This window comes from Fibrobacter sp. UWH5, from assembly GCF_900142505.1.
GTDB lineage: Bacteria > Fibrobacterota > Fibrobacteria > Fibrobacterales > Fibrobacteraceae > Fibrobacter.
In genome coordinates, this window is sequence record NZ_FRBB01000004.1 from 122,330 (window position 1) to 145,528 (window position 23,199).

Below are 23,199 nucleotides of genomic sequence, written 5' to 3' on the forward strand. Positions count from 1 at the left end.
GCTTAGAAGGGGAGATTCCCGATGAAACGCCAAATGATAATGCCCACGATCAGTGTGCCCACGTAGAAAGTCAGGTTGCCGCTCTGGGCGGTACGAACCAGATTTCCCAACTTGTGTACGAACCAGACGGCGAATGCGACCAGACCTTCGATAACCACGTCCTGAATTCCACGAGCGATTTTTGCGATGCCACCAATGACGAACTGGCGGACGACGCAGTAATACATTTCGTCGAAGTAGAACTTGTGATAGATGGTCTTGTAGATTCCGCAGCGGTTGGTGTCATCCAGGGCCCGTTCAATTTTAGCCTTGGGACTTGCATAAAGGAACCAGGCAATCAACAGGGCGAGAACAGCAACGCCAATGGCGACAACAGGAATCCAATGAGCCTCGGGGAGTAAGACCAGTTGAGGAACACGGAGCTTGCCCGGCACAAAGAAATGTTCGAACAGACCCTTTGCTGCAAAACCGCTAGCCAGAGCAGGGATTGCAAGGATTGCGATAGGCAAGGTCATGGCGAAGTCTTCGTGAACGTGGCCTTCTGCAACGGAGTGGCAACGGGGCTTACCGTGGAATGCCAGGAAGAACAGGCGGAACATGTAGAAGGTGGTGAGACCGCTGGTGAGCAAGGCCAAACCGAACACTACATAATGATGACCCTGGAATGCCGCCAGAATGATTTCGTCCTTGGAGAAGAAACCGGAGAAGGGCGGAATACCGGAAATGGCCAAAATGGAAATCAGGGCGCAGATGTAGGTGATGGGCATCTTCTTGCGGAGACCACCCATGGCATCCAGATCATTGGTATGAACTTGATGAATCAAGCTACCAGCAATCAGGAACAAACTGCACTTGAAGAAGGCGTGAGTAAAGATATGGAAGGTGGAGGCTGTCCAACCGGTTACGATGACGGCATCGCCAATCTTACAGGCTCCGAGAGAGAACATCATGTAGCCCAGCTGACTCAGGGTAGAGTAGGCGAGGATACGCTTGATATCCTTCTGGGTGCAGGCGATTACAGCGGCAAATACCATAGTGAATGCGCCAACCCACATAATCAAGGTAAGTGCATCGCCGCAGGCGGCGAAGAAGGGGAACAGACGTGCTACCAGATAGACACCTGCCACCACCATGGTTGCACTATGGATGATGGAGGATACCGGGGTCGGACCTTCCATGGCATTGGGCAGCCAGATGTGCATGGGGAACATGGCAGACTTGCCCCAGCCACCAGTAAAGATCATGATGGAACCAAGAATCAGGGCGTCTGCCTGGGAAATGCTCATGATGCCCAGGTTTATGACCTGCTTCTTGAATGCAATGAGGGAAATGCTGTTGATGTTGGCGAAGTCAAAGGTCTGCAGAACATAGCTGACCAACACGATGCCGAACAGGAAGAAACTGTCAGCGAAGCGGGTGAGGATGAAGGCCTGCTTGGAGGCGCTTACTGCAGAAGGCTTGTGATACCAGAAACCGATCAGAAGGTAGCTTGATACACCCACCAGTTCCCAGAAGATGAACATCTGGAATAGGTTGGTGGCGGCAACCAGGCCCAGCATGCTAAAGCTGAACAGCGAAAGCAGCGCGAAGAAACGTCCTTCGGCGCGGTCGCCACGCATATAGCCTACGCTGTAGATATTGACCATGAAGGCGATAAAGGTAACCACCACCAGCATCATGATGCTGAGAGGGTCTACCAGAAGGCCTATGTTGGCCACGAAGGTTTCTGCAAACTTCAGGAACGGAAGTTCGAAAAGAATTGCCTTCTGGGGAGCGTATCCGGAACTGAAGTAGCTTATGGCCAGGGACAGAGCCGAAGCGAATGCGATGCCGTTGCAGATAATTGCAAAGATTGCTGCACCCTTGGCTGATTTACGTCCCAGGAAGATACCGTTTACCACAAAAGTGAGAAGCGGCATCAAGAAGATAAGATAGCTGATGGAAACGTCGTTAATCATGGAGGTCCCTCAACTGTTCAACGTCAAGACTCTTGTAGCGGCGATACATACTGACTACAATGGCAAGGGCGATTGCCATTTCGCAGGCCGTTACGGCAATGACGAAAATGCTAAACAGGGCGCCCGCCGTAGCGTCACTAGCTGTGAAATAGGCGAACGAGATAAAGTTGATGTTTGCTGCGTTGAGCATGAGTTCAATGGAAATCAGCATACCCACCAGGTGACGACGGTGCATAAGGCCCCAGACGCCAATGCCAAACAGCAAAAATGCGAGGATTAGGCAGTTCATCAAAGTCATTTTTGAACCTCCTTGTTTCCCTTCATGTCTTCCTTGCCCTTGCGAGCTATGGTGATGGAACAGATCAAGGTCATCAAAAGTAAAATGCTTACAACTTCAAAAGGTATGACGAATCCGTCTGCGCCGTAACTCAAAAGCCGTAAGGCAAAGGCGTTCAGCGAAGCGAATCCTTCGGGTGCGCTAGGCGTAGAAACTGTCAGTTCCTTAACAGGCAAGATCATCTTGACCATTACGGCAACAAAGGCGATAGCCAGTGCGAATGCCGCAAAGGTGCGAGGCATCTTAGCCTTGAAGGAATCTTCTCCCAAGTGGCTTGTAAGCAAGATGGTGAATACGACGAAAATCACCACGCCGCCCACGTAAACCATGATCTGGGCCAAGGCGATGAATTCCGCATGGAGCAACATGTAAAGGATTGCTGTACCCACAAAGGAGAAAATGAGGAATACGGCACTTTGCAGTATGTTTCGTACGGCAACAGTCAACAGTGCGGTAAACAGCATGATGGCTGCAACCACATAGAATGCAATGTCCATGCCGCCGAGGGGGAAGGCCTGAGACAGTGCAGGAAGTATCTGGGAAATGTTAGGCATTAACCTTGTCCCTCCTTCTTGTTCAAGATCATTTCCAGCGTGCTGGGGTCTGTGGTAGCCACTTCAAATTCCTGGCACATGCGGATTGCGCCAAAGGGGCAGGCTTCTACGCAGAGACCGCACTGGGTGCAGCTGGCAAAATGATAGACGTAACGGCCCAGCACTTTCTTGCCGGCGATGTTCTTCGTGGGAAGAACGTTGATGCTTGCGTTGGGGCAGGCACGTTCGCACATGCCGCAAGCGGTGCAGTGGTTGTTTCCTTCGGCGTCTTCAACCATCTGGAGACGGCCGCGGTAACGTTCGTGCATCTTCAAAGTCTTGCGGTTTTCGGGGTACTGTTCCGTAACAATACGCTTGGGGTTGAAGAAGTACTTGAGGGTAACGGACAAACCGCACATCAGACTCCAGGGACCCGTAATGCAGCGCTTCAAGTAGCGCTTGAAATACTGTTTTGCAGTTATTCTTTCAGCCATTATAAAATCCTCTTAGAACAACGCGATGTAGATTGCGCCTGCTACCAGTACCAACAAGTTTACCGGCAGCAGGAACTTCCATTCGAAACTCATCAACTGGTCTACACGGGGGCGCACAAAAGTCCAGCGGACCATCATGTAGCACCAGATCATAAAGTAGACCTTTGCAAAGAACCAGATAACACCGGGAACCATGTTCAGGTAGGTGTCTACGGCAGCGACTCCGATGCAGGGTGCGTGGAAACCACCCAGGAAGCAGGTGGTGGCCAGTGCGGAGTTGGTGACGAGGGCAATGTATTCTGCCAGGTAGAACATGGCGAAGGGGGTGCCTGTGTATTCCGTGTGGTAACCGCCGGTCAATTCCTGTTCCGCTTCGGCAATGTCAAACGGTGCGCGGTTCATTTCTGCAGTACTGGAAATGAAGAACAGGATAAAGGCGATAAAGCCAAGCACAGGAACCTTGAAAATCATCCAGTTAAGAACGGTACCGCTCTGGCTCTGGGTGATATCCATCAGGTTGGTCGATCCGGAAAACATCACCACGAAAAGCAGAATCATGGCGAAGGAAATTTCATAGCTGATCATCTGGGCGCCGCTACGGAGGGCTCCGAGCAGGGAGTACTTGTTGTTACTGGACCAGCCGCCCAGCAAGATGCCGAGAACGCCAAATCCGTTGACTGCGATAATCAGGGGAATGCCCATATCTACATCGGCAACCACCAGGGTGGGGCCAAAGGGAATAAGGGCTGCTACCATGAAAGGGGCTATCAGCACGATCAGCGGGGCCATGTAGTACATGACTTTGTCAACGCCACCGGGGTTGTACACTTCCTTAAAGAGCATCTTCAGAACGTCGGCGATGGTCTGGATGGTGCCGTGCCAGCCAAGGCGCATGGGGCCAAGACGGCATTGCACATGGGCGCAAACCTTACGTTCCATATAGATGAGGATGGGGGCGGAACCGATGTTTACGGCGCAAACTGCAATGACGCAGATGACAGCGTTTACCAGGAAGGCTACGATCGTGTTCAGTGTGTCGGACTGGATGGCTGCCGGCAGGTATTCTGCAAGCTTCGGCACCCATTCGCGAACAACATCGCCAATTGGATTTGTGATAGAGGGTACGAACATAAAAGTCAAACTCCTTATCTGTCAATTTCCGGAATCACCGGGTCCAGAGTTGCCATGATGGTTACCAAGTCGGAAACCGTGTGACCTTGCACCATCTTGTTCAATGCTGCAATATGGGGGAAGCTGGGGCCGCGGGTATGAATACGATAGGGCTTGTCGCTGGCGGTTTCTGCAACCACATAGGTGGCGTAGAGACCCTTCGCGGTTTCAACTTCGCTGTAGAAACGACCGACGGGAAGCTTCACCGGCTTTTCCTTGGAACGCCAGGGACCTTCTGTGGGGAACTTGTCGATGCACTGACGGAGGATTCGCATAGATTCATGGATTTCAGCAATGCGAACGTTGTAGCGGTCATAGCAGTCGCCATTGGTTGTGGTGGGTACGTCAAATTCCAGCTGATTGTAGATGCTGTAGGGATTTGCCTTACGCACGTCGAAGTCAACGCCGCTGGCGCGAAGTACGGGGCCTGAACATCCGTAGGCAATTGCGTCTTCCCTTGAAAGTACGCCAATACCGATGGAACGTTCCTGCACAATGATGTTCTTGGAAAGGAAACGTTCGTAGTCCCGCATGGCACCGACCAGATGATCCAGGAATGCCTTGACGCGAGGAATGAAATTTTCGGGGACGTCGAAACGGCTTCCGCCGGGGCGGAAGTAGTTTGTGGTCAGGCGGGAACCGGTGACTTCTTCAAGAATGTCATGAATCATTTCACGTTCCTTAAAGCCGAACAGCAAGCAGGTCTGTCCGCCAAGGTCGCCGCCAAAGCAGCCGAAGAACACCAGATGACTTGCGATACGTCCAAGTTCGCAGAGCATGACGCGGATGTATTCCTGTCTTTCGGGAACGCCGATGTTCATGCCTTTTTCCAAAGCAAGAACTACGCCAAGATTGTTCTGGATGGCGGTCAGGTAGTCCTGACGGTCAGACATACCGATGTACTGCAGGTAAGTCATGGACTCAGCCTGCTTTTCCATACCGCGGTGGATGTAACCGAAGTGGGGAACGACTTCAATGATGGTTTCGCCATCCATTCGAAGGGCCAGACGCAAGGCACCGTGAGTACTGGGGTGCTGGGGGCCCATGTTCACGAAGAATTCTTCGGTGTTAGATTCTCGGGTGATCTTGAATCCCGGGGGGAGCTGTGTTACACTCATACGGGCCTCTTAATCATATCGGGGTGAGTAAAGTCCTTACGGAGGGGGTAGCCCACAAAATCCTTGTCCAGGAAGATGCGGCGAAGATCTTGATGACCTGTAAATTCTATGCCGAACATGTCGAAGACTTCACGTTCCTTGACTTCGGCGGCGGGGTACAGGTGGCTGACGGTAGGAACCTTGGCGAGCAATGCGGTGGCTCGCTTTTCTGCGGCGACATTTTCGTCCTTCTTAAGCTGTGTGCAGAAGAACAACTTGTGTCCGTGTTCCATGCTGCGGAGCATGGTAATCAAGTCAAAATGATCGCTGTAGTCGGCGGCGGTTACGTCAATTAGGTAATCCATCTTGAACGAGGCGTCTTTCTTTACGAATTCAACCGCTGCAAGGTAGTCGTTGGAATCGACTAGAACTTCCAGGGGAGTGTCTGCGGTCATATTCTGGACCGTCGTTTCCACGGAATCTTCTCCAGCGGTGCGGACGGTAATTGACGGAAATTTTTCCTGCAGTTTCTTCAACATTTCTGCCTGGGAAAGACCGCGGGTTGCAACAGGTTCACGTACAATTTCGGGGAAGGTTTCCTTTACGACGCGAACAGGCTTGAAGGCGCTCTTGTAGTCCGGATTCTCTTCCTTGAACTTGACGCGGGCTTCGGCCATTTCTTCGTCCTTGATTTTTTCAAGTTCGGCCCAGGCCTTGGCGGCTTCGCGGTAACGGTCAAAATTGGCTGTATCCTTGGTTTCACCCTCGTGCCAGGGGTCGCGGCAGGTTTCCTTGAGGATTTTTTCGCGAAGGGTTAGCAGACCATGGAAAAGTGCTTCGGGACGGGGCGGGCAACCGGGAACGAATACGTCTACGGGAATAAGGTTTTCGGCTCCGCGAACGACGGAATAGTTGTCGTACTTGAAGGGGCCACCGCTAATAGTGCAGGCTCCCATGGCAAGCACATACTTGGGGCCCGGCATCTGTTCCCACAGCATCTGCAGGGCGGGGGCCATGCGACGGGTAATGGTTCCCGCAATAATGAACAAGTCTGCCTGACGGGGAGATGCTCGGAACACTTCGGAACCGAAACGTGCAATATCATAGCGGGCCATGGAACTGCTCATCATTTCGATGGCGCAGCAGCTGGTGCCGTAAGTCAGGGGCCAAATGGAATTGGCGCGGGCCCAGTTGACCACATAGTCAACCGCATTCACGACGTACTTGCCGCCGGGAATGGGGTCCAGAATCTTAGGAGCAAAGTTGATTATTCCCATTTGAGAAGTCCTTTTTTCCAGGCGTAGGCAAGGCCAGAAACAAGAATGGCGAGGAAGATTACCAAGTCAATTACAACAACGATGGGGGAGAGGGCTGTATGCCCTGCCATGATTTCCTTGAAGTTCGCCATGACAGGAAGCAGGAACAGCGCTTCGATGTCAAAAACAAGGAAAAGGAGGGCAAACAGATAGTAGCCCACCTTGAACTGAATTCGAGCATTGCCGATGGTTTCCATACCGCATTCGTAGGGAGCCATCTTGTTTTTTGTTTTCTTGGTGCGGTAACCTAGCAATAGGCCTGTCACGGTAGCGGCCGCGGCGATAAACGCTCCCAAAAAAAGGAAAATGGATAGAATTACATATTCTGACATTTCTCGCGCCTCTTAATAGAAGTTCTGCAGTTCCTGTACGGTTCCGAAGAGTGTGTTGCCGATCTGGAATCGGTCTAGGACGTGCTTGAGCAGATCCTTGAATTCATCAATGGTGGCTGCATTCATTTCGTTCAACTTTTCTTGAATAGCGTTGACGTAACCATAACCCACCGGCTTGGTTTTCAAATCCTGCATTTCGCCTGCCCATTGTTGAAGCATCTGGTCTGTCTCGATTCTTGCAATCACGTAACGTGTCGTCGACAAGAGCTCTCGCAAAAAGTGTACCAAGAAGATTTCTTCTTGCAAAATACCCCAACGCTTGTCCTTGCTATAGAGGGAGGCGTTTTCGGCTTTGCCGTAAAAAACTGCTGCCTGGGCATATTCAAGGCACGTCACAAGACGATGCTCGAAATGCTTGGTCTCGTGACCAAGATGCTGAAACCAGATGGCATCGGCAACCGGGTTTGGTTCTTTGCGTTCGGCCACTTCGTTTGGGAACATGGCTCTGAAGGCGTAGTATACTTCTTCGTAGTAACGATTGCGCATTCGGCAGTTGAATGCACGATTCTTCAATGTATAGTCGCTGTGGTGGAGGGTTGTAATCATGATTTAACCACCTGGCGTACGCCTGGAATTTTCTTGATGTTTGAAATAAGGTTGTCGACCTGTTCCTTGCGGTATGCCTTGAATACGAGACGAACCCTGCCGGAATAATTGACACCGGCAGAGGAAATCCGATCCATAAACAGATTCTCGTCTTTCAGGGCTTTCAGCACATCGTAGGTAAAGTTCTTGCGGTTGTCGTTTTCGATGGACAAGTGAACTTCGAAGGCATGGGTTGACTGCTCGCTCCACTGCACGGCGATCTGCTGACCATCGGTCAGTTTCTTTAGTTCGGGGCAATCTTCGTTGTGGACTTCGATACCGATCTGGGGGCGTAGGACACCGACAATCTTGTCACCGGGAACAGGGGCGCAACACTTGGCGAAGTGGATCATCAAACTGGTTTCGCGCCCGATCTGCAGCGGCATTTCGTCGCGGTATTCGGCCTTCTTGTCCTTGTTGAACGAGGGGAAGAACTTCAGAGCCTTTGCAGAATCGTTGCCGTTCTGGGCGCGGTCGCCGTTGAGGAATCTCTGGATGTCTACCAGGGGCAGTTCGCCTTGGCCGATTCGTTCGTAGAAGTCGTCGACGCTTGTGGTCCCGAAATATTTGTTGATGGCTTCTTCTGCAGGACGTTTGTCCTTTTCAATTTTTGCAAGACGCAGTTCTCGAATCCAGATTTCCTTGCCCAAGTCCTTGGACTGTTGGATCATGCTGTTTCGCATCCAGCGACGCAGTTCCTGCTTGGCCTTTACGGTCTTGACCATTTCGAGCCATTCGGGGCTGGGTTCCTGGTGTGGGCTCTTCAAAATCTGGATGGTGGCTCCATGGGTGACCACGGTGTCAAGATTTACCACTTCATCGTTGATTTTTGCGCCAATGCAGTGGAGACCCAGTTCCGTGTGTACGGCAAAGGCGAAGTCAAGGACAATGGCACCCTGGGGCAGTTCTATGGATGTACCCTTGGGGGTGAATACGGTCATGCCGCTAGGTTTCAAGTCAACCTTCAGGAAGTCCAGGTATTCCTTGGAGTCGGAAATCTCGGACTGGAGCTTCACCATGTGGTTCAACCAGGCCAGCTCTTCACCTTCGTGCTGGGTTTCCAGTTTGTAGGCCCAGTGTGCGGCAAAACCCTTTTCTGCCGTAAGGTCCATATCCTTGGTTCGAATCTGGACTTCGACCATCTTGTTGTCGGGGCCGATAACCGTGGTATGGATACTCTGGTAAAGGTTGGGCTTGGGGGTGGCGATGTAATCCTTGAAGCGGCTCTGCAGCGGAGTCCACAGGTTATGGACGTAGCCTAGGGCCAGGTAGCATTCGGGGATGGACTCCACGATGATGCGGATTGCGAAAATGTCGAAAATATCTTCGAACTGGCAGCCGCGACTGAGCATCTTGTTGTAGATACTGTAGATGTTCTTGGTGCGTCCCTGGATGGTACAGTCGAAATCTTCCAGGGCCATCTTGATCTGGAGCGGGCCAATCACGGACTGGATGTACTGTTCGCGGGATTCCTTGTTCTCGATAAGAGCGTCTACCAGTTTTTGGTATTCGTCGGGGTTCACGTACTTGAAACTCAGGTCTTCAAGTTCGTTTTTAAGCTTGTAGAGACCGAATCTGTGGGTCAGCGGAATGTAGATGTCCAGGGTTTCCTGGGCAATCAGCTGGCGCTTTTCGGGCTTCATGTACCGCATGGTTCGCATGTTGTGGATACGGTCCGCGATCTTGATCATGATGACGCGGGGATCCTTGGCCATGGCGATAATCAGCTTTCGGTAAGTCTCTGCCTTCTGGGCAGTCTTGTTGGCTTCCTGGGCTGCTGTAATCTTTGTGACGGCGTCCACCATGAATGCGGTGTCTTCGCCGAACATTTCGGCAAGTTCTTCCAGGGAATGATCCGTATCTTCGACGACGTCGTGCAACAGGCCTGCCAAAACAGTGGGCTGGTCCTGCTTAAGGTCTGCAAGAATCTTGGCTACTTCGTAGGGGTGCTCGGTGTAGGGCATGCCGCTCTTGCGGTACTGTCCTTCGTGAGCTTGGGCGATAAAGGCAACAGCCTTAGACAGAATCCCACGATCTAGGTCGGGATTCTTTCTAATCAGCACATCAATAATGTGCTCTTGGTTAGATGAAAGATTCAGTTGATCCATTACCCTCAATTATATCTAAAAAAGGGGGTGTCGTGTTGTACAGATTGTGAAATAAGCGAAAAATAAGGGCTTTGGGGTTTTCATGCTAAAAATCCAAAAAGGAACTTTTCAAGAGACGTAAAACGTTTGACCCTAAAAAACAAATTTTGTAAAGCGCGGTAGGGGCGTTTTTCCCGGAAAAAATGTTGTAGTGTCTAACAACGTTAATCGTGGATAAAATGTGATTCTTGTCACGTTTGAGATTATATTATACGGGCCTCGATCTCAAATGGTTGAGAAGAGGGATTGGATGGGTTTATGAAAACAAGAAAAATGCTGGCAGTTTCTGCCATAGCTGTTTTGGGGCTGTTCTCTGCGAATGGCTGTTCTGATGATAAAAGCAATGGTCTTGGACCAGAGGGAGACGTCAATGGGGTTGTCTCCAGTGAAAGCCTATTGGGGCCGGAAAGCTCCGAGTCGGTGTTGCAGGATCCCGTAGGTGGAGAGGCCCTGAGTTCTGAGCAAGAGGAAGTTCCTAATCTGGAGGGGGAAAGTAGCTCTTCCGTCAATCCGGAAAGTTCCGTTTCAGAATTGCCTTTAAGTTCTGCAGATTCCGCGGAAAGCGAGGTGCTGTCTTCCAGTTCAGAAGTCGCAGAGATTTCTAGTTCCAGCGCGATAGTGGAGGCCGCCCCTGCTTTCAAGGAAGACTACCGAGATGAGTGCTCGATTAGTGAAATTCCTACTAGCGTCAACAATGCAAAACTTCCGGACCCGTTCACCACTTTGGCTGGAACACGAATTTCTTCCAAGGACGAATGGAAGTGCCGTCGTGAAGAAATTGGCGCCATGTACGAAAAGATCATGTACGGCGATAAGCCTCGTAATCCCGAAAAAGTGGAGGGCAAACTTGCAGGAAGCACCTTTACCGTGACCGTGACCGACAAGGGTAAGTCGGCTTCCTTCGCTGTAACCATCAATGGCGCAGGCACCAAGGATAACCCGAAGCCCGCCATGATCGGCTTTGGTGGTGGCTTTATGGGTAACACTTGCGGTAGCCTGGGTGGCTCCCTCTCTGGTCTTGACATTGCTCAGATTATCTTCAACCCCGATAATGTTGCTCCTGAAAGCCAGCGTGGTAGCGGTAAGTTCTACGACATTTATGGATCCAACGCTAGCACTGGCACCATCATGGCATGGGCATGGGGTGTGAGCCGCCTGATTGACGCTCTGGAAAAAACTCCGGAAGCTGGCATCGATGTAAAGCATCTTGGCATTACCGGATGTTCCCGCTGGGGCAAGGGCTCTCTTGCTGTTGGCGCCTTTGATACCCGTATTGCCTTGACCATTCCCCAGGAATCCGGTTCCGGTGGCGCTTCCCTCTGGCGTGTAGGCGCTCAGGTTAACAAGCAGAAGGGCAAACAGTTTGTACAGGGCCTGAATAGTGCAGGCTCAGAAGGCAACTGGATGAAGACAACCTTCAAGAACTACGACGGAAAGGAAAACACCTTGCCCTTCGACCAGCATATGCTGGTGGCCATGGTGGCTCCTCGTCCCTTGCTGATTATCGACAACGCAGGCCAGGAATGGCTTGGAGAAGTTCCCTCCAACTACTGCGGCCAGGCTTCCAAGGAAGTCTTTGACGCATTGGGCGTAAGCGAAAATTACACCTATTCCCAGGAAGGCGGTCACGCCCACTGTTCCTTGCCCAACGGACAGTTTGACGAAGTCAAGGATTTCATCAATAAGTTCCTGCTGGAAAAGGATGGAGTTCAAACGGGAAAGATTGACTACACCAAGAATTCTGAGCAGATTAAGTGGAATAAGTCCGATTGGATCGACTGGACTACACCGACGCTCCGATAATTGATTGCGCAAATATGAAAAAGGCTGTTCCTGAAAATGGGACAGCCTTTTTTTTGATATCTGTTTTTTTGAGGTTACGCCCCTGCGTCTTCCAAACGTTTGACGTGGCAGTAGGCCAGTTCCTTGGTCTTCTCGTCACGAAGATGAAGACTGGAACCTTCGCAGTAACGCCAGTACTTGCACTTCTTGCAGTCTCCAAGGCGGGCCCAGTTGCGGTCTCGCATAATCTGGTAGCGGTTCTGCCATACGTCCCAAATATCATCCTTGTAGATGTTTCCCTGGATGTAGTCGCCACGGAGGCTGGGGCATGCCGAAATATCGCCATTGGCAAGGACTGAACCTACGTTTACGCCGGCTCGGCAGAAGAAAGGATAGTTGCGAGATTCCTTTTCGTAGCTGCCCAGGAATCCTTCGCAGCCATAGTTTACGTTGATGACTCCCATCCGCTTTGTTTCGCGGATGAAGTCAAAGACCTGTCTGAATTCCTGGTTGGAGAGCTGGAACAGCGGATTGTCCTTGGCTCGCCCCTTGGGGAATACGGTGGCGATTCTCCAACGCTTGACGCCAATCTTGATCAACATGTCGCGAATTTCGGGGAGCTCCGGCAGGTTCTGCTTGTTGACGCAGGTCATGGTGTCAAAGGTAAGGCCTGGCGTGTGGGCCGCCATGGTGATGGCGCGAATGGCATTGTCAAAGCTGTTGGGACTTCCGCGGAAATGATTGTGGCTGTCGTGAAGGCCGTCTAGGCTAATGGTGAGGGAACGGAGACCTGCGTTTAGCAAGTCCACGAATTTTTGCGGCGTCATGGCAAGGGCGTTGCTGACCATTCCCCAGGGGTAACCGCGCTTCTTGATTTCCTGACCGCATTCCACCAGGTCCTGGCGCATCAGAGGCTCGCCACCGGTGATGACCACCATGAAGTGCTTGGGGTCAATGTGTGGGGCCAGATGGTCCAATACTGCCATGAAATCTTCACGAGGCATGTCGGGAATGGCATCCTTAAGGCAGTCGCTACCGCAGTGCAGGCAATGCAGGTTGCAGCGCAGGGTGCATTCCCAGAAGAAATAGGTCAGTGGGTGCGTCTTTATTTCATTATGGCGATAAAGACGGTAGAATTCCAGTGCAAGACGTTTCTTGAAGCCTAGCTTCATCGGGACTACTCCTTTTCCTCGGTGCTGGGAACGTCGTTACATGTCCCGTTGAAAAAGCAAGGAGGCCCGTAAACTGCGGGTTGGTCGATGAAGGCGGTGTCCTTGACGAAGGGAGGCTCGTCAATGCCCATGGAACTGCTGGAGTTTTCCTCGCTGGAATTGTTCGGATCTGTTGCGTTGCCAGGATTGCATTCTCTTGCGGCGTCTTCATCAACGCCAAAGAGATTGGAAAATTGTTCCAGAGTGTAGGAACTTCCATCACTGCAATCGCAACCTTCCGTTTTCACAATTTCAACACCGTAATCCGGGCAGATTTCGTCGTGACAAGGAGGAATCGAATAGCTTTCGACCACGGATGGCTTACAGGTCGGCTGTAGCGGCTCCTGCACTACACCATACAGCGGCTCTATCTGGGGAATGGAATTTGACGAACTGCTTGAGGGACGAATCGTATTTTCGCTGTTATTGGATGTCGGTTCCACATTGCTGCTAGAATTAGGGGTTGTCTCGTTGGAACTAGACGTTGTTGCATTGGAGCTTGATGATGGCTCTTCGTAAATGGGTTGTGTAGATGATTCGGAATCACTGCAGCTGGCCCAGAAACTGGCGAACGAGGCAATAATGAACTTTTGCCAATGCTTCTTTAATAAACTCATTTTATGTCTCCTAATCGAATGAGGTTACTTCTTGATTTTTACTGCGGTTCCATAAACGATGATTTCTGCCGCACCAGCCATAACTGCGGATGTCATAAAGCGAATTCCAACGATGGCGTCAGCGCCAACATTGCGGGCGTCCCGTTCCATTCGTTCTGTAGCCTGCTGCCTAGCTTCGTTCAGCATTTCTGTATAGCCTGCCAGTTCGCCACCGATAATGGATTTAAGACCTGCAAAAACATCGCGGACTACATTCTTGCTGAAGACGACGCTACCTTTGACCATGCAGATAGTTTCGATTTCCTTGCCCGAGATAAAGTCTGTGGTGAAAAGTCTCATGGGAACCTCCGTGACGTCGAAAAAAGGATAGATCTTTCCCTAAATATACAATAAAATCCGCCTTGTAGTTAAAGGCGGGTTTTGCTCTTTAAGAGCCCAGATCGGGAGTCGGACCCGAGACCTCTTCCTTACCAAGGAAGTGCTCTACCACTGAGCTACCTGGGCTTTTGCTTAGGTGAGCCCAAAGATAGTACAATATTTGGAACTTTGCAAGGGGTTTTTTGCGGTTGTTGCAAAATTGAGGGAAGAAAGTTAAAAAGGGGAAGTTTTTCCTATATGTCTCATGGTGAGACATATGACGTTTTTTTGCTTTTTTTGATGGCAAAAACTTCAGTTTGTTGTCTTTTCTCCTCTGTAATAAAATTGAAATTTATTGCTTAAAAACATAAATTTGGAACGCTCCATGAAACCGATTTCTGACTACAACGATTATCGCCTTTACATTAGGGATTTCTACGAAGAACGCAAGTTGATGACCGGCTTGTCCTGGCGCGGTTTCAATAAAATGGCTGGCTATGCTTCTCCAAGGTTCTTAAAACTAGTTTGTGACGGGAAGTCGAAGCTGAGTAGTGTCGGCGCGATCCGCCTTGCAAAGGTCATGGGACTTTCTAAAGTTCAATCATCGTACTTCTTAGCATTGGTTTCCTATTGCAACACTTCGGTAGAACGCAGAAAACAAGTCGCCTATGAGCATATGCAGGCTATAGCGAAGGACGAGAAAGTTCGGATTGTAGGGGACGACGCTTATGATTATTATAAAGATTGGTGGAATCCGATACTAAGGGAACTTGCCCCTAGAGTAGCGGTTGCGATACCTGCAAAAATCGCGAGCCTGTTCTATGAGAATGTGTCTTCGGAGGATGTGAGGAAATCTCTGGATTTCATGGTTCAGGCTGGCTTCCTGAAAAAGAACAAGAAAAGTTATGTGCAGACCGATAAGGCTATTCTTGGTTCCTCGGAAAAGATTCCGAAGGCCATTCGCAACATGCATAAACAAATGGCATTTTTTGCAGAGAAGGCCGTAGATAATTTCTCCGTAAGTGACCGTAATTTTTCTGGCATGACGCTTTCTGTAAATCGGGCTGCTTATGATCAGATTGTGAATGAACTTGACTCTTGCCGCAAGAAAATCGCCGCAATTGTCTCGGCCGCAGAGGAGTGTGACCGGATTTACAGGTTGAACTTGCAACTGTTTCCGGTGACAAAAGAGATTGAAAAATGAAGTTTTCTTTGGGAATGATTCTCGCTTTTTGTTGGACTTTCTTGTTCTTTGCCGCCTGTAGCGATTCTGAGAAGAAAGTTGCAAACGGCTATACAGAGGAACAGAACGCGACCAATTTGGATAGCGCGGCTTATGCGCTGTTGATGACATGGGAACCTGCGTCCCCTGTGGCTTTGAGAAAGGTTAACAACGCTGAATTTGGCAAGTCTTGGTACGAAATCCAGTTTACGACGGCAGGCAACTCCTATTACAAACACACTGGCAAGACAGTGGAAGATGCCTGCACCGTAGATCTGTATACCGAACAGAATGGTGTCCGCATGAACCTGACCCGCGTTTACAAGAAAGATGCGCATACGGAATTCTTGAGCCGCGATTCCCTGGACGCCGTGGTGGAAGACCATCTGAACAATACCTACGAAGGCAACAGCGCCGTGGCAAACTGCCAGGCAGATTCTACGGCCTTTGTGGATTATTGTTCCGAAAACGACGGAATCGTCACAGACCTATTCAAGCTGGACAAATGTACCATTCTCCATTTGATATGTGTTGTAAAATTCAAGCCGAAGGTTACCGCAAACGAATATTTGCAAGGCACCGCCAAGAAGATGAAGGACCGCTGCATCGCTGAATTCTACGCCCCGGAGGATCCTGAAGATGAGGAACCTGCGGAAGTTGCTTCCACCTTGTTTGTAGATGAACGCGACGGCCATGTGTATAAAACTGTGAAGATCGGCGACCAAACATGGATGGCAGAAAATCTGAACTACGCCTACCTGGTTTCTACAGAAACATTGGATTCACTTAGCTACTGCCCGGGAGGAGATCCGGCCAACTGTGAAAAGTACGGCAGATTGTATTCCTGGTCCGCTGCTGTGGATTCCGCGGATGTTTTTGGAAAGGGCGTAAAAGATTGTGGAGGAATGGATATCTGCAATCCCGGTCGAAACATCCAGGGCATTTGCCCCGACGGCTGGCGCATCCCGAACCTAGATGACTTTGAAATTCTTGAAGAAGAAATGGGCGGGAAGGATGTGGCCGGAGAAAGAGCTACGACGGAAGAAATGTTTGGAACGGATGATTATGGATTTAGCGCTTTGCCTGCTGGAGGTCTCTATAATCCTGCGTATAGTTCCGATGCAGGCTCATTTGGAGCTGTGGCATCTTTTATCATGACCACGGAATATGATTGGAATGCATGGGTATGGTTGCTTGTCAAGGAACGATCTTGGTCTCAATTCATGCAAACCCAAAAAAGTGCTTTCATGTCTCTGCGTTGCATAATGGGTACAGCTACTGAATTTGCAAACTACGTCGTAGATCCAGCCACAGTCGTGACTGGAAGTCTTACGGATTCTCGAGATGATCATGTTTACAAGATTGCGACAATTGGATCGCAGACCTGGATGGCCGACAATTTGAAATATAAGGGCGCATCCACAAGTTATTGTTATGATAACGAAGAAAGCAATTGTGAAAAATACGGTAGAATGTATTCACAAAGTGAGTCTAGGACAATCTGCCCAGAAGGCTGGCATCTGCCAACGGCCGAGGACTATGAGGATTTGTATGCTCATACGGGGAAAACGGCTTCGTCCTTGAAATCTGCCGAAGGTTGGAGTTCTGTTTACTATAAGAGTTTAACGGATCCTTATAGTTTTAATCTTTATCCAACGGGTTCTGTTACTGTAAAAACGGATGGGTCGCTGAAATTCCAGAGCTTGGAGCTTGAGGCTTGCTTATGGACTTCCTCGGAGAAGGAATCGACTTCTGGAGAAATAGAGTATCTTATATATACTGTGCACTCAGGGTCCTATGAAATGGCTTCAAATGATTATGCCAATGTTCGCTGCCTGAAGGATTGATTAGTTGTCCTTGAAGCAACGAACAGAGAACACATTGCCCTTATTGCGGTAGTTCAGGAAGACATCGTCCATGTTGTAGTACAAGCGTAGGTAGTAGGCGTCGGTACTGTTGAACTCGCTAGCGGACCAGAAGGTGGCATAACGACCGGCATCGTAGAAATCGCCATGGTAGTTCCTGTAGCCAGCCGGGAGCGCAGAGAAACCAGAGGAGTCTGTTCCATTGCCGCTAGAATCCCAACCTGTCATAGACCTGAGATATTTGCCCGCTGTTGACGAAAGTGCTTCAATAGTGTGGTTATAACCGAATTTAGAATCGAAGTTGTTGATAAGTACTTCATACTCATAGAGGCTCGGCAAATGCCAGCCGCTTGGGCAAACTCCTTGAACAAAGCCGTTTGGCTTGCATTCCTTTCCATGAGCACAATCTGCATTATTCATGGCGACTTGCCAGGTATAAAGGCGACCGTATTTGGAGCAGGAATCCGCCTTGTTGTTGTAGCATCCACTCCATGCGTATTCGCCCATGTCAGAAACATCACCCGGATCGTAGTTCAAGTTCTGGGCCATCCAGGTCTGGGTGCTGGTAGAGAGGGTCTTATAGACCTGGCCGTCGCGTGCATCAGTAAACTCACTGTAGTCAATGTCAGGATTCAAGTAAGCCCATGCGCCTTTGCTAGAACTGACGCTGGACTCTTCAGTTTCCAAATTTGGGTCGGGGACGAGCTCGGTTGAAGAGGACGAGAATTCTTCTTCGCGGAAATGGCCGGATTCCGTGAAAAAGTCGCAACCCATCTTCTCGACAAGTGGGCTGAACACCCAACCATTTTCGCCATCGCACACAGCCTTGCCGTGGTATTCCACCAGGTAGGTTGTAACGCACCTCAGGCTCTTGCCGCAGTCGTAGTTCGACAGTTCCACGAAAGTCTCAACCGTATCGGGAATGCCGCCGCGGAAACCGTCGTTGTTTACAGGCCCGCTGGTGGAACTGGAATCATCGCCGCAGGCGTTGAGCGCAACAGCGAGCGGAACAACGCTTCCAAGCACAAAAACTTTCAACAAACCGAACTTCATAAAGTTTTCCTCGATCTTTTACAACCAAATAGTAGAAAAGAACCTAGCGACTCCCGGCCGCCCGCAGCAACCGCTTTCCCTCAAACGCCCCACATTTCCCACGCATTTTTAGCCGAATTTTCTATATGTAACACCCTGTTACATATAGGCTATTTTTAATGGTCTCCTGCTTGACTTTTGCATTTTGCAGCTGTAAGGAAAGTGGACACAAAAAGTTCTTTTTGATCAGTCCTTGATGCAACGGAGAGAAAGTGATGCGCTTCGTGACATTGATGAAGCATGCAGTCTAGCACTGGAATTCATGCCGTATGAATGATCCGAGGTTGAAGCGCCTAAGTATGAATGATCCGAAGCGCCTAAGTAAATTGTCGAGGAGCGGAAATACGAATCTTTCAAATACCCAGTTGCCATCTCGGTTTCTGAAATATACCCTGACAGCATTTTAGGGAAACCAACATAGTCATTGTAGTTTGAATAGGAACCTACCGTAGAATCAATGGCATTCGCCAGGTCATTCCACTCTTCATACGACGGAACGTGCCAGCCAGTCGGGCAAATTCCTTGAGCCTTCAGATACTGTGTGGAATCCTGTTGCAGTGAATAGTCGATATTTTCAGGGAGTTTCATGACTGTGTGCCATTTGTAGAGACGGCCCATGCTTTCGCAGTTGCTTTCGGCAAGGCCAGGGCACAAGCTTTCATCAACATCGCTGCCGTTGTATTTCAAGTTGTCGGCCATCCATGTGCGTCCGGCGATTTCTGTTGTTCTGTAAACATGGTTGTCGCGAGAATCCGTTAATGTTCCATAGGGGTATTCCCAACCGTTTGCGGTGCACTTTGTCTTGTTGAGTCCGTTGTCAACGAGCACGCCAATGCGTGCGGAATTACATTCCCCAAGAACCGAGAGCATGGTTTGTATTGAACTGCTAGAGCTCACGGCGGAACTGCTGGAACTTTTTACAGAACTGCTGGAACTACCTGGGCTTGTCTTTTGGGTCCATTGTCCGCCGCTGCAAAGGAATACCGTATCCGATACCGTAACCTGTTCGCCATTGTTCTTGTTCAGGCAAGGTCCAATTTGCCTTTCCAAGTCGCTCAGTCTTTTCCAGGTGGAAGACTGACACTTGTACGGAGTTCCGAACAAAGTATCGAGCATGTCGCGGTTGCTTGTATTGCATGTTTCAAAGACCCATGTGTAGTCTCCGAGTTTCCAGGTTCCCTTTTCGCAGACGCGTACCGTGGTGTCTTTTTCGTACAGCACGACTTTATGGTAGCTTGAATCGGTGCACGGGCCAATTTCCTTTTCTATGTCGGTCAGCTGTCTCCAGCCTTGCTGTGCTGACGGGCACACTTGCTGCACAGAATCGAATGTAACGACTCGGCCAACATTGCTGCTGTCGCATTTGCCGTAGATGTCATTGATGTATGGCTTTTCCCAGGAACTGCCGTGGCATGCATAGACTTCCCCAGTTTTTGCAGTATCCAGTTTTCCATAAATATCCTGGTAGCAATAGCCAAGTTCCTTATTGAGGCCGACAAGTTCCGTCCAGTACCAGTTTTCGCAAACGTAGGTGCGTCCGCTGATTTCCACTTGCTTATAGCGGATTTCGGGCTGGCAAACTTCGCCAATTTCTGTAGGACCGGCAACCTTCCATCCGTTCTTGGAGCAAACAAGCATTGTGTCTGCATACCAGAACCTGGCCGAGGTATCGGAACATGCCTTTGCGGATGTGCCTGTAACAGCATGCCAGCCGTCACTGCCACATTCATAGCTAGAATCCTTTTCTGCCACGAAGACGTTTTCGTAGCGGTTGTAGCTTTCGCATGCAGGGAGCTCGTTGAACTTTGCCACTATGCCGAGCGGCCTTACGCACTTGGCGAAATAGAAACCGTTTGAAGAATCATCTTCAAAGAAGTTTTTGCCAAGGGAGTCTATGACAAACGCATAGCCGTCGCCTGTTTTATAGTAGCCGTAGGTTCCAAGGTTCTTGCAGGCCAACGTATCGTTCTTTTGGCAGTAGCCGCCGGTAGAAAGTTCGAGCTTTGCCGCCGAATAGGAGTATGCTCCCCTGCTTGCAAGGCTGTATCCCTTGGGGCATACTTTGCCAATGCTATACCTGTTGTAGTAGAGCCTTCCATATTTTTCACAATTGTCGTCATCATAGTCGTAGCAGGTACTCTTGACGCTATCGCTTTCGATACGGATGGTTTCCTTGATCCACTTGTAGGGCCCAATAACGACTGTACTGTAAACGGCGTTGTTTACGGAATCGACAACCGTGGTGTCGTCATTTTTGAACTGCGAAATGTCAATGACCGCCGCCGAAGAAAGTTCCTTCCAAGAGGAGCTGCTCTGAGCCGATGAGGAAGATTCCTGTTCAAGGTCGTTGGAGGATTCCGGGTTTTCTTCGCCATTGTTGCTTGCGCTTGCGCTGTCATCACTGCATGCAGCAAAGGTAAAGAGCATTGCTGTCATGAAAAATAATTTAAGATAGCTCTTCATTTTTCAACCTCCCTAGTAGTCCTTGACGCAACGGACGCCATGAGCGAAAACCTTGCTGTTGAGCATGTACATTTCTGGAGTTGTGGTCGAAAAATTGTCATAATCCACAACATTTGAAATTATCGTAGTTTTGCTGTTAGCAAAGCTAGCTCCCCAAAAGTAGCCGGTAGTATCTATCTTTTCAAAACCTGTAACAACATCAATGCCGTTACGATACCATTGGTAACGGAAGCCTGTCCCTGCGACTTTCAGGCCGATTGCATATACAGGAATTTTCGAATTGTTCACTGCTCTTCTAAGCGACGATAGTTCGTCTTCATCCGGGATATGCCACCCTGCCGGGCAAAGTCCCTGCCATTGCGGCTTTATCTGGTCATATCCAAGGATGGTCTTGTCGTAAATGGAATCAAGCTGCATAGCAGTGTGCCATTGATAAAGGAGGCCCCTGCTTTCATATTTGATGTTGTCGTTTGGATACCAGAAACGATCTACTCCAGCGCCCTTGTAGCGCAAGTTTTCGGCCATCCAGGTCTTTCCGTCAAAAGTAGTTGTGTAGTAAACGTTTCCATCGCGAGGGTCCTTGAGGGTTTCGGTCAAAACAGCCTTCCATGAACTGGCCGTGCACTTGGCGGTAACCATTGAGTCGGAATAAATAGCACCTTCCAGCGCAGTTGTGCACTTCTTGAGTATTTCTTCCCTTGTAGCTTCCTTCCAAACGTTAGGGTCGGGGGTTCCAGAGCAGATGTAGTACACGTCTTTGTAGCTAATCAGCAAGTTTGCCCTGGGTTTTGCGCAGTAGCCTGCTACCGAGTCAATCGGCTGCATTGCATACCACTGGTACGATCCGCGGTCAATGTCGCAAATGTATTCGACTCCGTTGAAAACGCCCGACAGTTTAGTTTTTGTCGAAGAACAATTTCCATAAACATCGCTTACCGAAGCGGCAACCCATGAATTGCTCGTGCACTTGTAAGAAATTCCACTTGCAGTTTTCTTTATGGTGCCGATAAGGTCAGCAGTGCATGCCCCAAGAGAAGCTACATCGTTTGTTATTTTCCCCCAGGAGAACTGTACGTTTTGCGACTGCGATGACGGAACCTCGATTCTGCACAAATAGGATGTGTCCCTGTACGTCTTGATTTTGCCGAAGGTAGTGTCGGTGCATGCGCCAATGGATTGTTCAATGCTGCTAAGCTGCTGCCAGCCGTAGGTGCGGCACTGGTAAGACTTGGTTCCGATTGCGGTAACCTTGTTCATTTTCGCCTGGTTGCAAACGCCAAGGTAAACGGTGTCAGAAATGGCGACCCAGCTCCCGGCTTCGCAACGCATTGCCGTATTGCCGTCAACCTTTACAGAAAGTTCCTTGGTGCAGCTCGCCGGGTTTGAAGAACTGGAATAAATATTGATCGAAGAGGAACTCAAGATTGTCTGCAGCGACAAGTTCCAGCCGTTTTCATCGCAGGTATATGGAAGGTTTTGGAACATTTCCGTCCTATACTGGCTGGGCTTTTTGCAGAATCCATGGACTTTTTCAATTTCCTCGAGCGATCTCCAGCCATCTTCTTCACAGACCTGCGTTATGGGGCCTATCGTCATGACGGAATCACGCATGGAATCATCGCAGTCGTAAAGATCGACTGGTGCTGCGTAGGACCATGTTTCGGATTTGTAAAAGCGCTTGCTCCTGCAAACGAATATGGCAGTATCGCTCTTGAACAGCGCACCGGCATCGTCGCAGTGGTCTACAAAGATGCTCGAAGAATAAACGGGCCTCCAACCATATTCCCCGCAATGCAGATCGTCTTTTATGCTCCATACATAAAAAGAATCCACAAGGGTACGCGCTTCGTCGTCACATTCTGGAAGATCATCGAACTTTGCTACCACATGGGCGTATTTCATGCAGCGCAGCGAATAGTAGGTCATGTTATCCTGCTCCGTTGCGTAGCTTGAATCCTTCGAAATATGGAAGGCCTTGTTCTTTGCCGTAATGAATGCTCCTACGGAATCAGCGCCAACGCAACCGGAGGAATCCGAAGTATTGCAGAATCCGCCAAGCGTAATTCCAAACTTTTCATCAAAAATTCTTCCATTCCGCACAAGGTATTCCCATTCGCTCTTGAGCGGTAGCCTAAAGTTGCCCGGGCACAGCTCCCCCGCATCCAACGGCCTGTAAAGCCTGCCGTACTTTTCGCAAGACTTTTCATCGTTACCGTAGCAGGTGCTGTTGATGACCTTCGGCTTTACCGAAATGTTTTCTGCAAGCCAAACAAACGGGCCGACCGTAACCGTCTTGTGCTTGATGCCTGTATTTTCATCCAGGTAAAAGCCCTCATCGATATTAATTTCAGAAATATCGATATGCGTAGTCGAAGAATACTTTGTAGAAGAACTACTTTTAGAATCGCTGCTAGATTCCGGGGAATCGCTGTCGGAGGACTCAAGCCCAGACGAAATTTCCTCTTCATCTGGTGCGCTGCTAGAACTTTCGCTGCAAGCAAAAATGCCAATGGATAAAAAGGCAATGCAAATAGTCTTGATAAACTTGTCTAACATGTCTC

Annotated in this window: 19 protein-coding genes, 1 tRNA gene and 1 pseudogene; 3 read left to right on the forward strand and 18 right to left on the reverse strand. The window is 49.7% G+C overall.

The genetic code is table 11. The features are described from left to right. Positions 1–2: 2 nt before the first annotated feature. The 11 genes and pseudogenes from nuoL to BUB38_RS05600 all read right to left on the reverse strand — a co-directional run bounded on the left by nuoL (position 3) and on the right by BUB38_RS05600 (position 9,990). Positions 3–1,958: an NADH-quinone oxidoreductase subunit L gene (gene nuoL, locus BUB38_RS05555; RefSeq protein ID WP_073158239.1), complete on the reverse strand. Its 1,956-nt coding sequence runs from the start codon at positions 1,956–1,958 to the stop codon at positions 3–5. Continuing rightward, a complete protein-coding gene (gene nuoK, locus BUB38_RS05560; RefSeq protein ID WP_073158242.1) occupies positions 1,951–2,256 on the reverse strand; it encodes an NADH-quinone oxidoreductase subunit NuoK in 306 nt (101 codons plus the stop codon). The genes nuoL and nuoK overlap by 8 nt, the downstream gene beginning before the upstream one ends. Next, positions 2,253–2,849: an NADH-quinone oxidoreductase subunit J family protein gene (locus BUB38_RS05565; RefSeq protein ID WP_083538125.1), complete on the reverse strand. Its 597-nt coding sequence runs from the start codon at positions 2,847–2,849 to the stop codon at positions 2,253–2,255. The genes nuoK and BUB38_RS05565 overlap by 4 nt, the downstream gene beginning before the upstream one ends. Beyond that, positions 2,849–3,322, reverse strand: a complete 474-nt coding sequence (locus tag BUB38_RS05570; protein WP_073158244.1) for a 4Fe-4S binding protein — start codon at positions 3,320–3,322, stop codon at positions 2,849–2,851. Before BUB38_RS05570 ends, BUB38_RS05565 begins: the two co-directional genes overlap by 1 nt. Positions 3,323–3,334: 12 nt before the next feature. Further along, positions 3,335–4,453 carry a complex I subunit 1/NuoH family protein gene (locus BUB38_RS05575; protein WP_073158247.1) on the reverse strand — a complete coding sequence of 373 codons (1,119 nt, stop codon included), beginning with the start codon at positions 4,451–4,453 and terminating at the stop codon, positions 3,335–3,337. A gap of 14 nt (positions 4,454–4,467) precedes the next feature. Then, positions 4,468–5,610 (reverse strand): NADH-quinone oxidoreductase subunit D, encoded by a 1,143-nt coding sequence (locus BUB38_RS05580; protein ID WP_073158250.1) that lies wholly within the window; start codon positions 5,608–5,610, stop codon positions 4,468–4,470. After that, on the reverse strand, positions 5,607–6,266 hold the full coding sequence (locus BUB38_RS16955) for an NADH-quinone oxidoreductase subunit C (RefSeq protein WP_346348707.1): 660 nt from the start codon (positions 6,264–6,266) through the stop codon (positions 5,607–5,609). The genes BUB38_RS05580 and BUB38_RS16955 overlap by 4 nt, the downstream gene beginning before the upstream one ends. Positions 6,267–6,383: 117 nt before the next feature. Then, positions 6,384–6,866, reverse strand: a pseudogene (locus tag BUB38_RS16960) (NADH-quinone oxidoreductase subunit B); the annotation flags it as partial. Continuing rightward, positions 6,857–7,237: an NADH-quinone oxidoreductase subunit A gene (locus BUB38_RS05590; RefSeq protein ID WP_073158255.1), complete on the reverse strand. Its 381-nt coding sequence runs from the start codon at positions 7,235–7,237 to the stop codon at positions 6,857–6,859. The gene BUB38_RS05590 and the pseudogene BUB38_RS16960, both read right to left, overlap by 10 nt. A 12-nt stretch (positions 7,238–7,249) precedes the next feature. Then, the gene (locus BUB38_RS05595; RefSeq protein WP_073158258.1) at positions 7,250–7,843 is read right to left on the reverse strand and encodes a hypothetical protein; all 594 of its coding nucleotides are present in this window, start codon (positions 7,841–7,843) and stop codon (positions 7,250–7,252) included. Then, a complete protein-coding gene (locus BUB38_RS05600; protein ID WP_073158261.1) occupies positions 7,840–9,990 on the reverse strand; it encodes a RelA/SpoT family protein in 2,151 nt (716 codons plus the stop codon). Before BUB38_RS05600 ends, BUB38_RS05595 begins: the two co-directional genes overlap by 4 nt. Before the next feature lie 297 nt (positions 9,991–10,287). On the opposite strand from BUB38_RS05600, the gene BUB38_RS05605 reads away from it, so the two are divergent. Beyond that, positions 10,288–11,832, forward strand: a complete 1,545-nt coding sequence (locus BUB38_RS05605; RefSeq protein ID WP_073158263.1) for a glucuronyl esterase domain-containing protein — start codon at positions 10,288–10,290, stop codon at positions 11,830–11,832. Between the two features lie 74 nt (positions 11,833–11,906). Here the strand turns inward: BUB38_RS05605 and BUB38_RS05610 are convergent, their stop codons facing one another. The 4 genes from BUB38_RS05610 to BUB38_RS05625 all read right to left on the reverse strand — a co-directional run bounded on the left by BUB38_RS05610 (position 11,907) and on the right by BUB38_RS05625 (position 14,143). Continuing rightward, entirely contained in the window at positions 11,907–12,983 is a 1,077-nt protein-coding gene (locus BUB38_RS05610) for a TIGR04133 family radical SAM/SPASM protein (protein WP_073158266.1), read from the reverse strand. 5 nt (positions 12,984–12,988) lie between these two features. Beyond that, positions 12,989–13,639, reverse strand: a complete 651-nt coding sequence (locus tag BUB38_RS15980; protein ID WP_139258271.1) for a hypothetical protein — start codon at positions 13,637–13,639, stop codon at positions 12,989–12,991. Between the two features lie 24 nt (positions 13,640–13,663). Continuing rightward, positions 13,664–13,978 carry a YbjQ family protein gene (locus tag BUB38_RS05620; RefSeq protein WP_073158272.1) on the reverse strand — a complete coding sequence of 105 codons (315 nt, stop codon included), beginning with the start codon at positions 13,976–13,978 and terminating at the stop codon, positions 13,664–13,666. 93 nt (positions 13,979–14,071) lie between these two features. Then, a tRNA-Thr gene (locus BUB38_RS05625) sits at positions 14,072–14,143 on the reverse strand. Positions 14,144–14,381: 238 nt separating this feature from the next. Here BUB38_RS05625 and BUB38_RS05630 point away from each other — a divergent pair. Next, positions 14,382–15,200 carry a TIGR02147 family protein gene (locus tag BUB38_RS05630; protein ID WP_073158275.1) on the forward strand — a complete coding sequence of 273 codons (819 nt, stop codon included), beginning with the start codon at positions 14,382–14,384 and terminating at the stop codon, positions 15,198–15,200. Continuing rightward, positions 15,197–17,065: an FISUMP domain-containing protein gene (locus BUB38_RS05635; protein ID WP_073158291.1), complete on the forward strand. Its 1,869-nt coding sequence runs from the start codon at positions 15,197–15,199 to the stop codon at positions 17,063–17,065. The genes BUB38_RS05630 and BUB38_RS05635 overlap by 4 nt, the downstream gene beginning before the upstream one ends. Here the strand turns inward: BUB38_RS05635 and BUB38_RS05640 are convergent, their stop codons facing one another. The 3 genes from BUB38_RS05640 to BUB38_RS05650 form a co-directional block, all read right to left on the reverse strand. Continuing rightward, positions 17,066–18,136 carry a fibrobacter succinogenes major paralogous domain-containing protein gene (locus tag BUB38_RS05640; RefSeq protein ID WP_139258273.1) on the reverse strand — a complete coding sequence of 357 codons (1,071 nt, stop codon included), beginning with the start codon at positions 18,134–18,136 and terminating at the stop codon, positions 17,066–17,068. It lies immediately after the preceding gene. A 225-nt stretch (positions 18,137–18,361) separates the two neighbouring features. Next, positions 18,362–20,638 (reverse strand): FISUMP domain-containing protein, encoded by a 2,277-nt coding sequence (locus tag BUB38_RS05645; RefSeq protein WP_083541957.1) that lies wholly within the window; start codon positions 20,636–20,638, stop codon positions 18,362–18,364. 12 nt (positions 20,639–20,650) lie between these two features. Beyond that, positions 20,651–23,194: an FISUMP domain-containing protein gene (locus BUB38_RS05650; protein WP_073158296.1), complete on the reverse strand. Its 2,544-nt coding sequence runs from the start codon at positions 23,192–23,194 to the stop codon at positions 20,651–20,653. Positions 23,195–23,199: the final 5 nt, after the last annotated feature.

What these genes read in the sequence shown, in the direction of transcription:
- nuoL (WP_073158239.1), bottom strand. Translation starts at nt 1,958, where the DNA reads ATGATTAACGACGTTTCCATCAGCTATCTTATCTTCTTGATGCCGCTT.
- nuoK (WP_073158242.1), bottom strand. Translation starts at nt 2,256, where the DNA reads ATGACTTTGATGAACTGCCTAATCCTCGCATTTTTGCTGTTTGGCATT.
- BUB38_RS05565 (WP_083538125.1), bottom strand. Translation starts at nt 2,849, where the DNA reads ATGCCTAACATTTCCCAGATACTTCCTGCACTGTCTCAGGCCTTCCCC.
- BUB38_RS05570 (WP_073158244.1), bottom strand. Translation starts at nt 3,322, where the DNA reads ATGGCTGAAAGAATAACTGCAAAACAGTATTTCAAGCGCTACTTGAAG.
- BUB38_RS05575 (WP_073158247.1), bottom strand. Translation starts at nt 4,453, where the DNA reads ATGTTCGTACCCTCTATCACAAATCCAATTGGCGATGTTGTTCGCGAA.
- BUB38_RS05580 (WP_073158250.1), bottom strand. Translation starts at nt 5,610, where the DNA reads ATGAGTGTAACACAGCTCCCCCCGGGATTCAAGATCACCCGAGAATCT.
- BUB38_RS16955 (WP_346348707.1), bottom strand. Translation starts at nt 6,266, where the DNA reads ATGGCCGAAGCCCGCGTCAAGTTCAAGGAAGAGAATCCGGACTACAAG.
- BUB38_RS05590 (WP_073158255.1), bottom strand. Translation starts at nt 7,237, where the DNA reads ATGTCAGAATATGTAATTCTATCCATTTTCCTTTTTTTGGGAGCGTTT.
- BUB38_RS05595 (WP_073158258.1), bottom strand. Translation starts at nt 7,843, where the DNA reads ATGATTACAACCCTCCACCACAGCGACTATACATTGAAGAATCGTGCA.
- BUB38_RS05600 (WP_073158261.1), bottom strand. Translation starts at nt 9,990, where the DNA reads ATGGATCAACTGAATCTTTCATCTAACCAAGAGCACATTATTGATGTG.
- BUB38_RS05605 (WP_073158263.1), top strand. Translation starts at nt 10,288, where the DNA reads ATGAAAACAAGAAAAATGCTGGCAGTTTCTGCCATAGCTGTTTTGGGG.
- BUB38_RS05610 (WP_073158266.1), bottom strand. Translation starts at nt 12,983, where the DNA reads ATGAAGCTAGGCTTCAAGAAACGTCTTGCACTGGAATTCTACCGTCTT.
- BUB38_RS15980 (WP_139258271.1), bottom strand. Translation starts at nt 13,639, where the DNA reads ATGAGTTTATTAAAGAAGCATTGGCAAAAGTTCATTATTGCCTCGTTC.
- BUB38_RS05620 (WP_073158272.1), bottom strand. Translation starts at nt 13,978, where the DNA reads ATGAGACTTTTCACCACAGACTTTATCTCGGGCAAGGAAATCGAAACT.
- BUB38_RS05630 (WP_073158275.1), top strand. Translation starts at nt 14,382, where the DNA reads ATGAAACCGATTTCTGACTACAACGATTATCGCCTTTACATTAGGGAT.
- BUB38_RS05635 (WP_073158291.1), top strand. Translation starts at nt 15,197, where the DNA reads ATGAAGTTTTCTTTGGGAATGATTCTCGCTTTTTGTTGGACTTTCTTG.
- BUB38_RS05640 (WP_139258273.1), bottom strand. Translation starts at nt 18,136, where the DNA reads ATGAAGTTCGGTTTGTTGAAAGTTTTTGTGCTTGGAAGCGTTGTTCCG.
- BUB38_RS05645 (WP_083541957.1), bottom strand. Translation starts at nt 20,638, where the DNA reads ATGAAGAGCTATCTTAAATTATTTTTCATGACAGCAATGCTCTTTACC.
- BUB38_RS05650 (WP_073158296.1), bottom strand. Translation starts at nt 23,194, where the DNA reads ATGTTAGACAAGTTTATCAAGACTATTTGCATTGCCTTTTTATCCATT.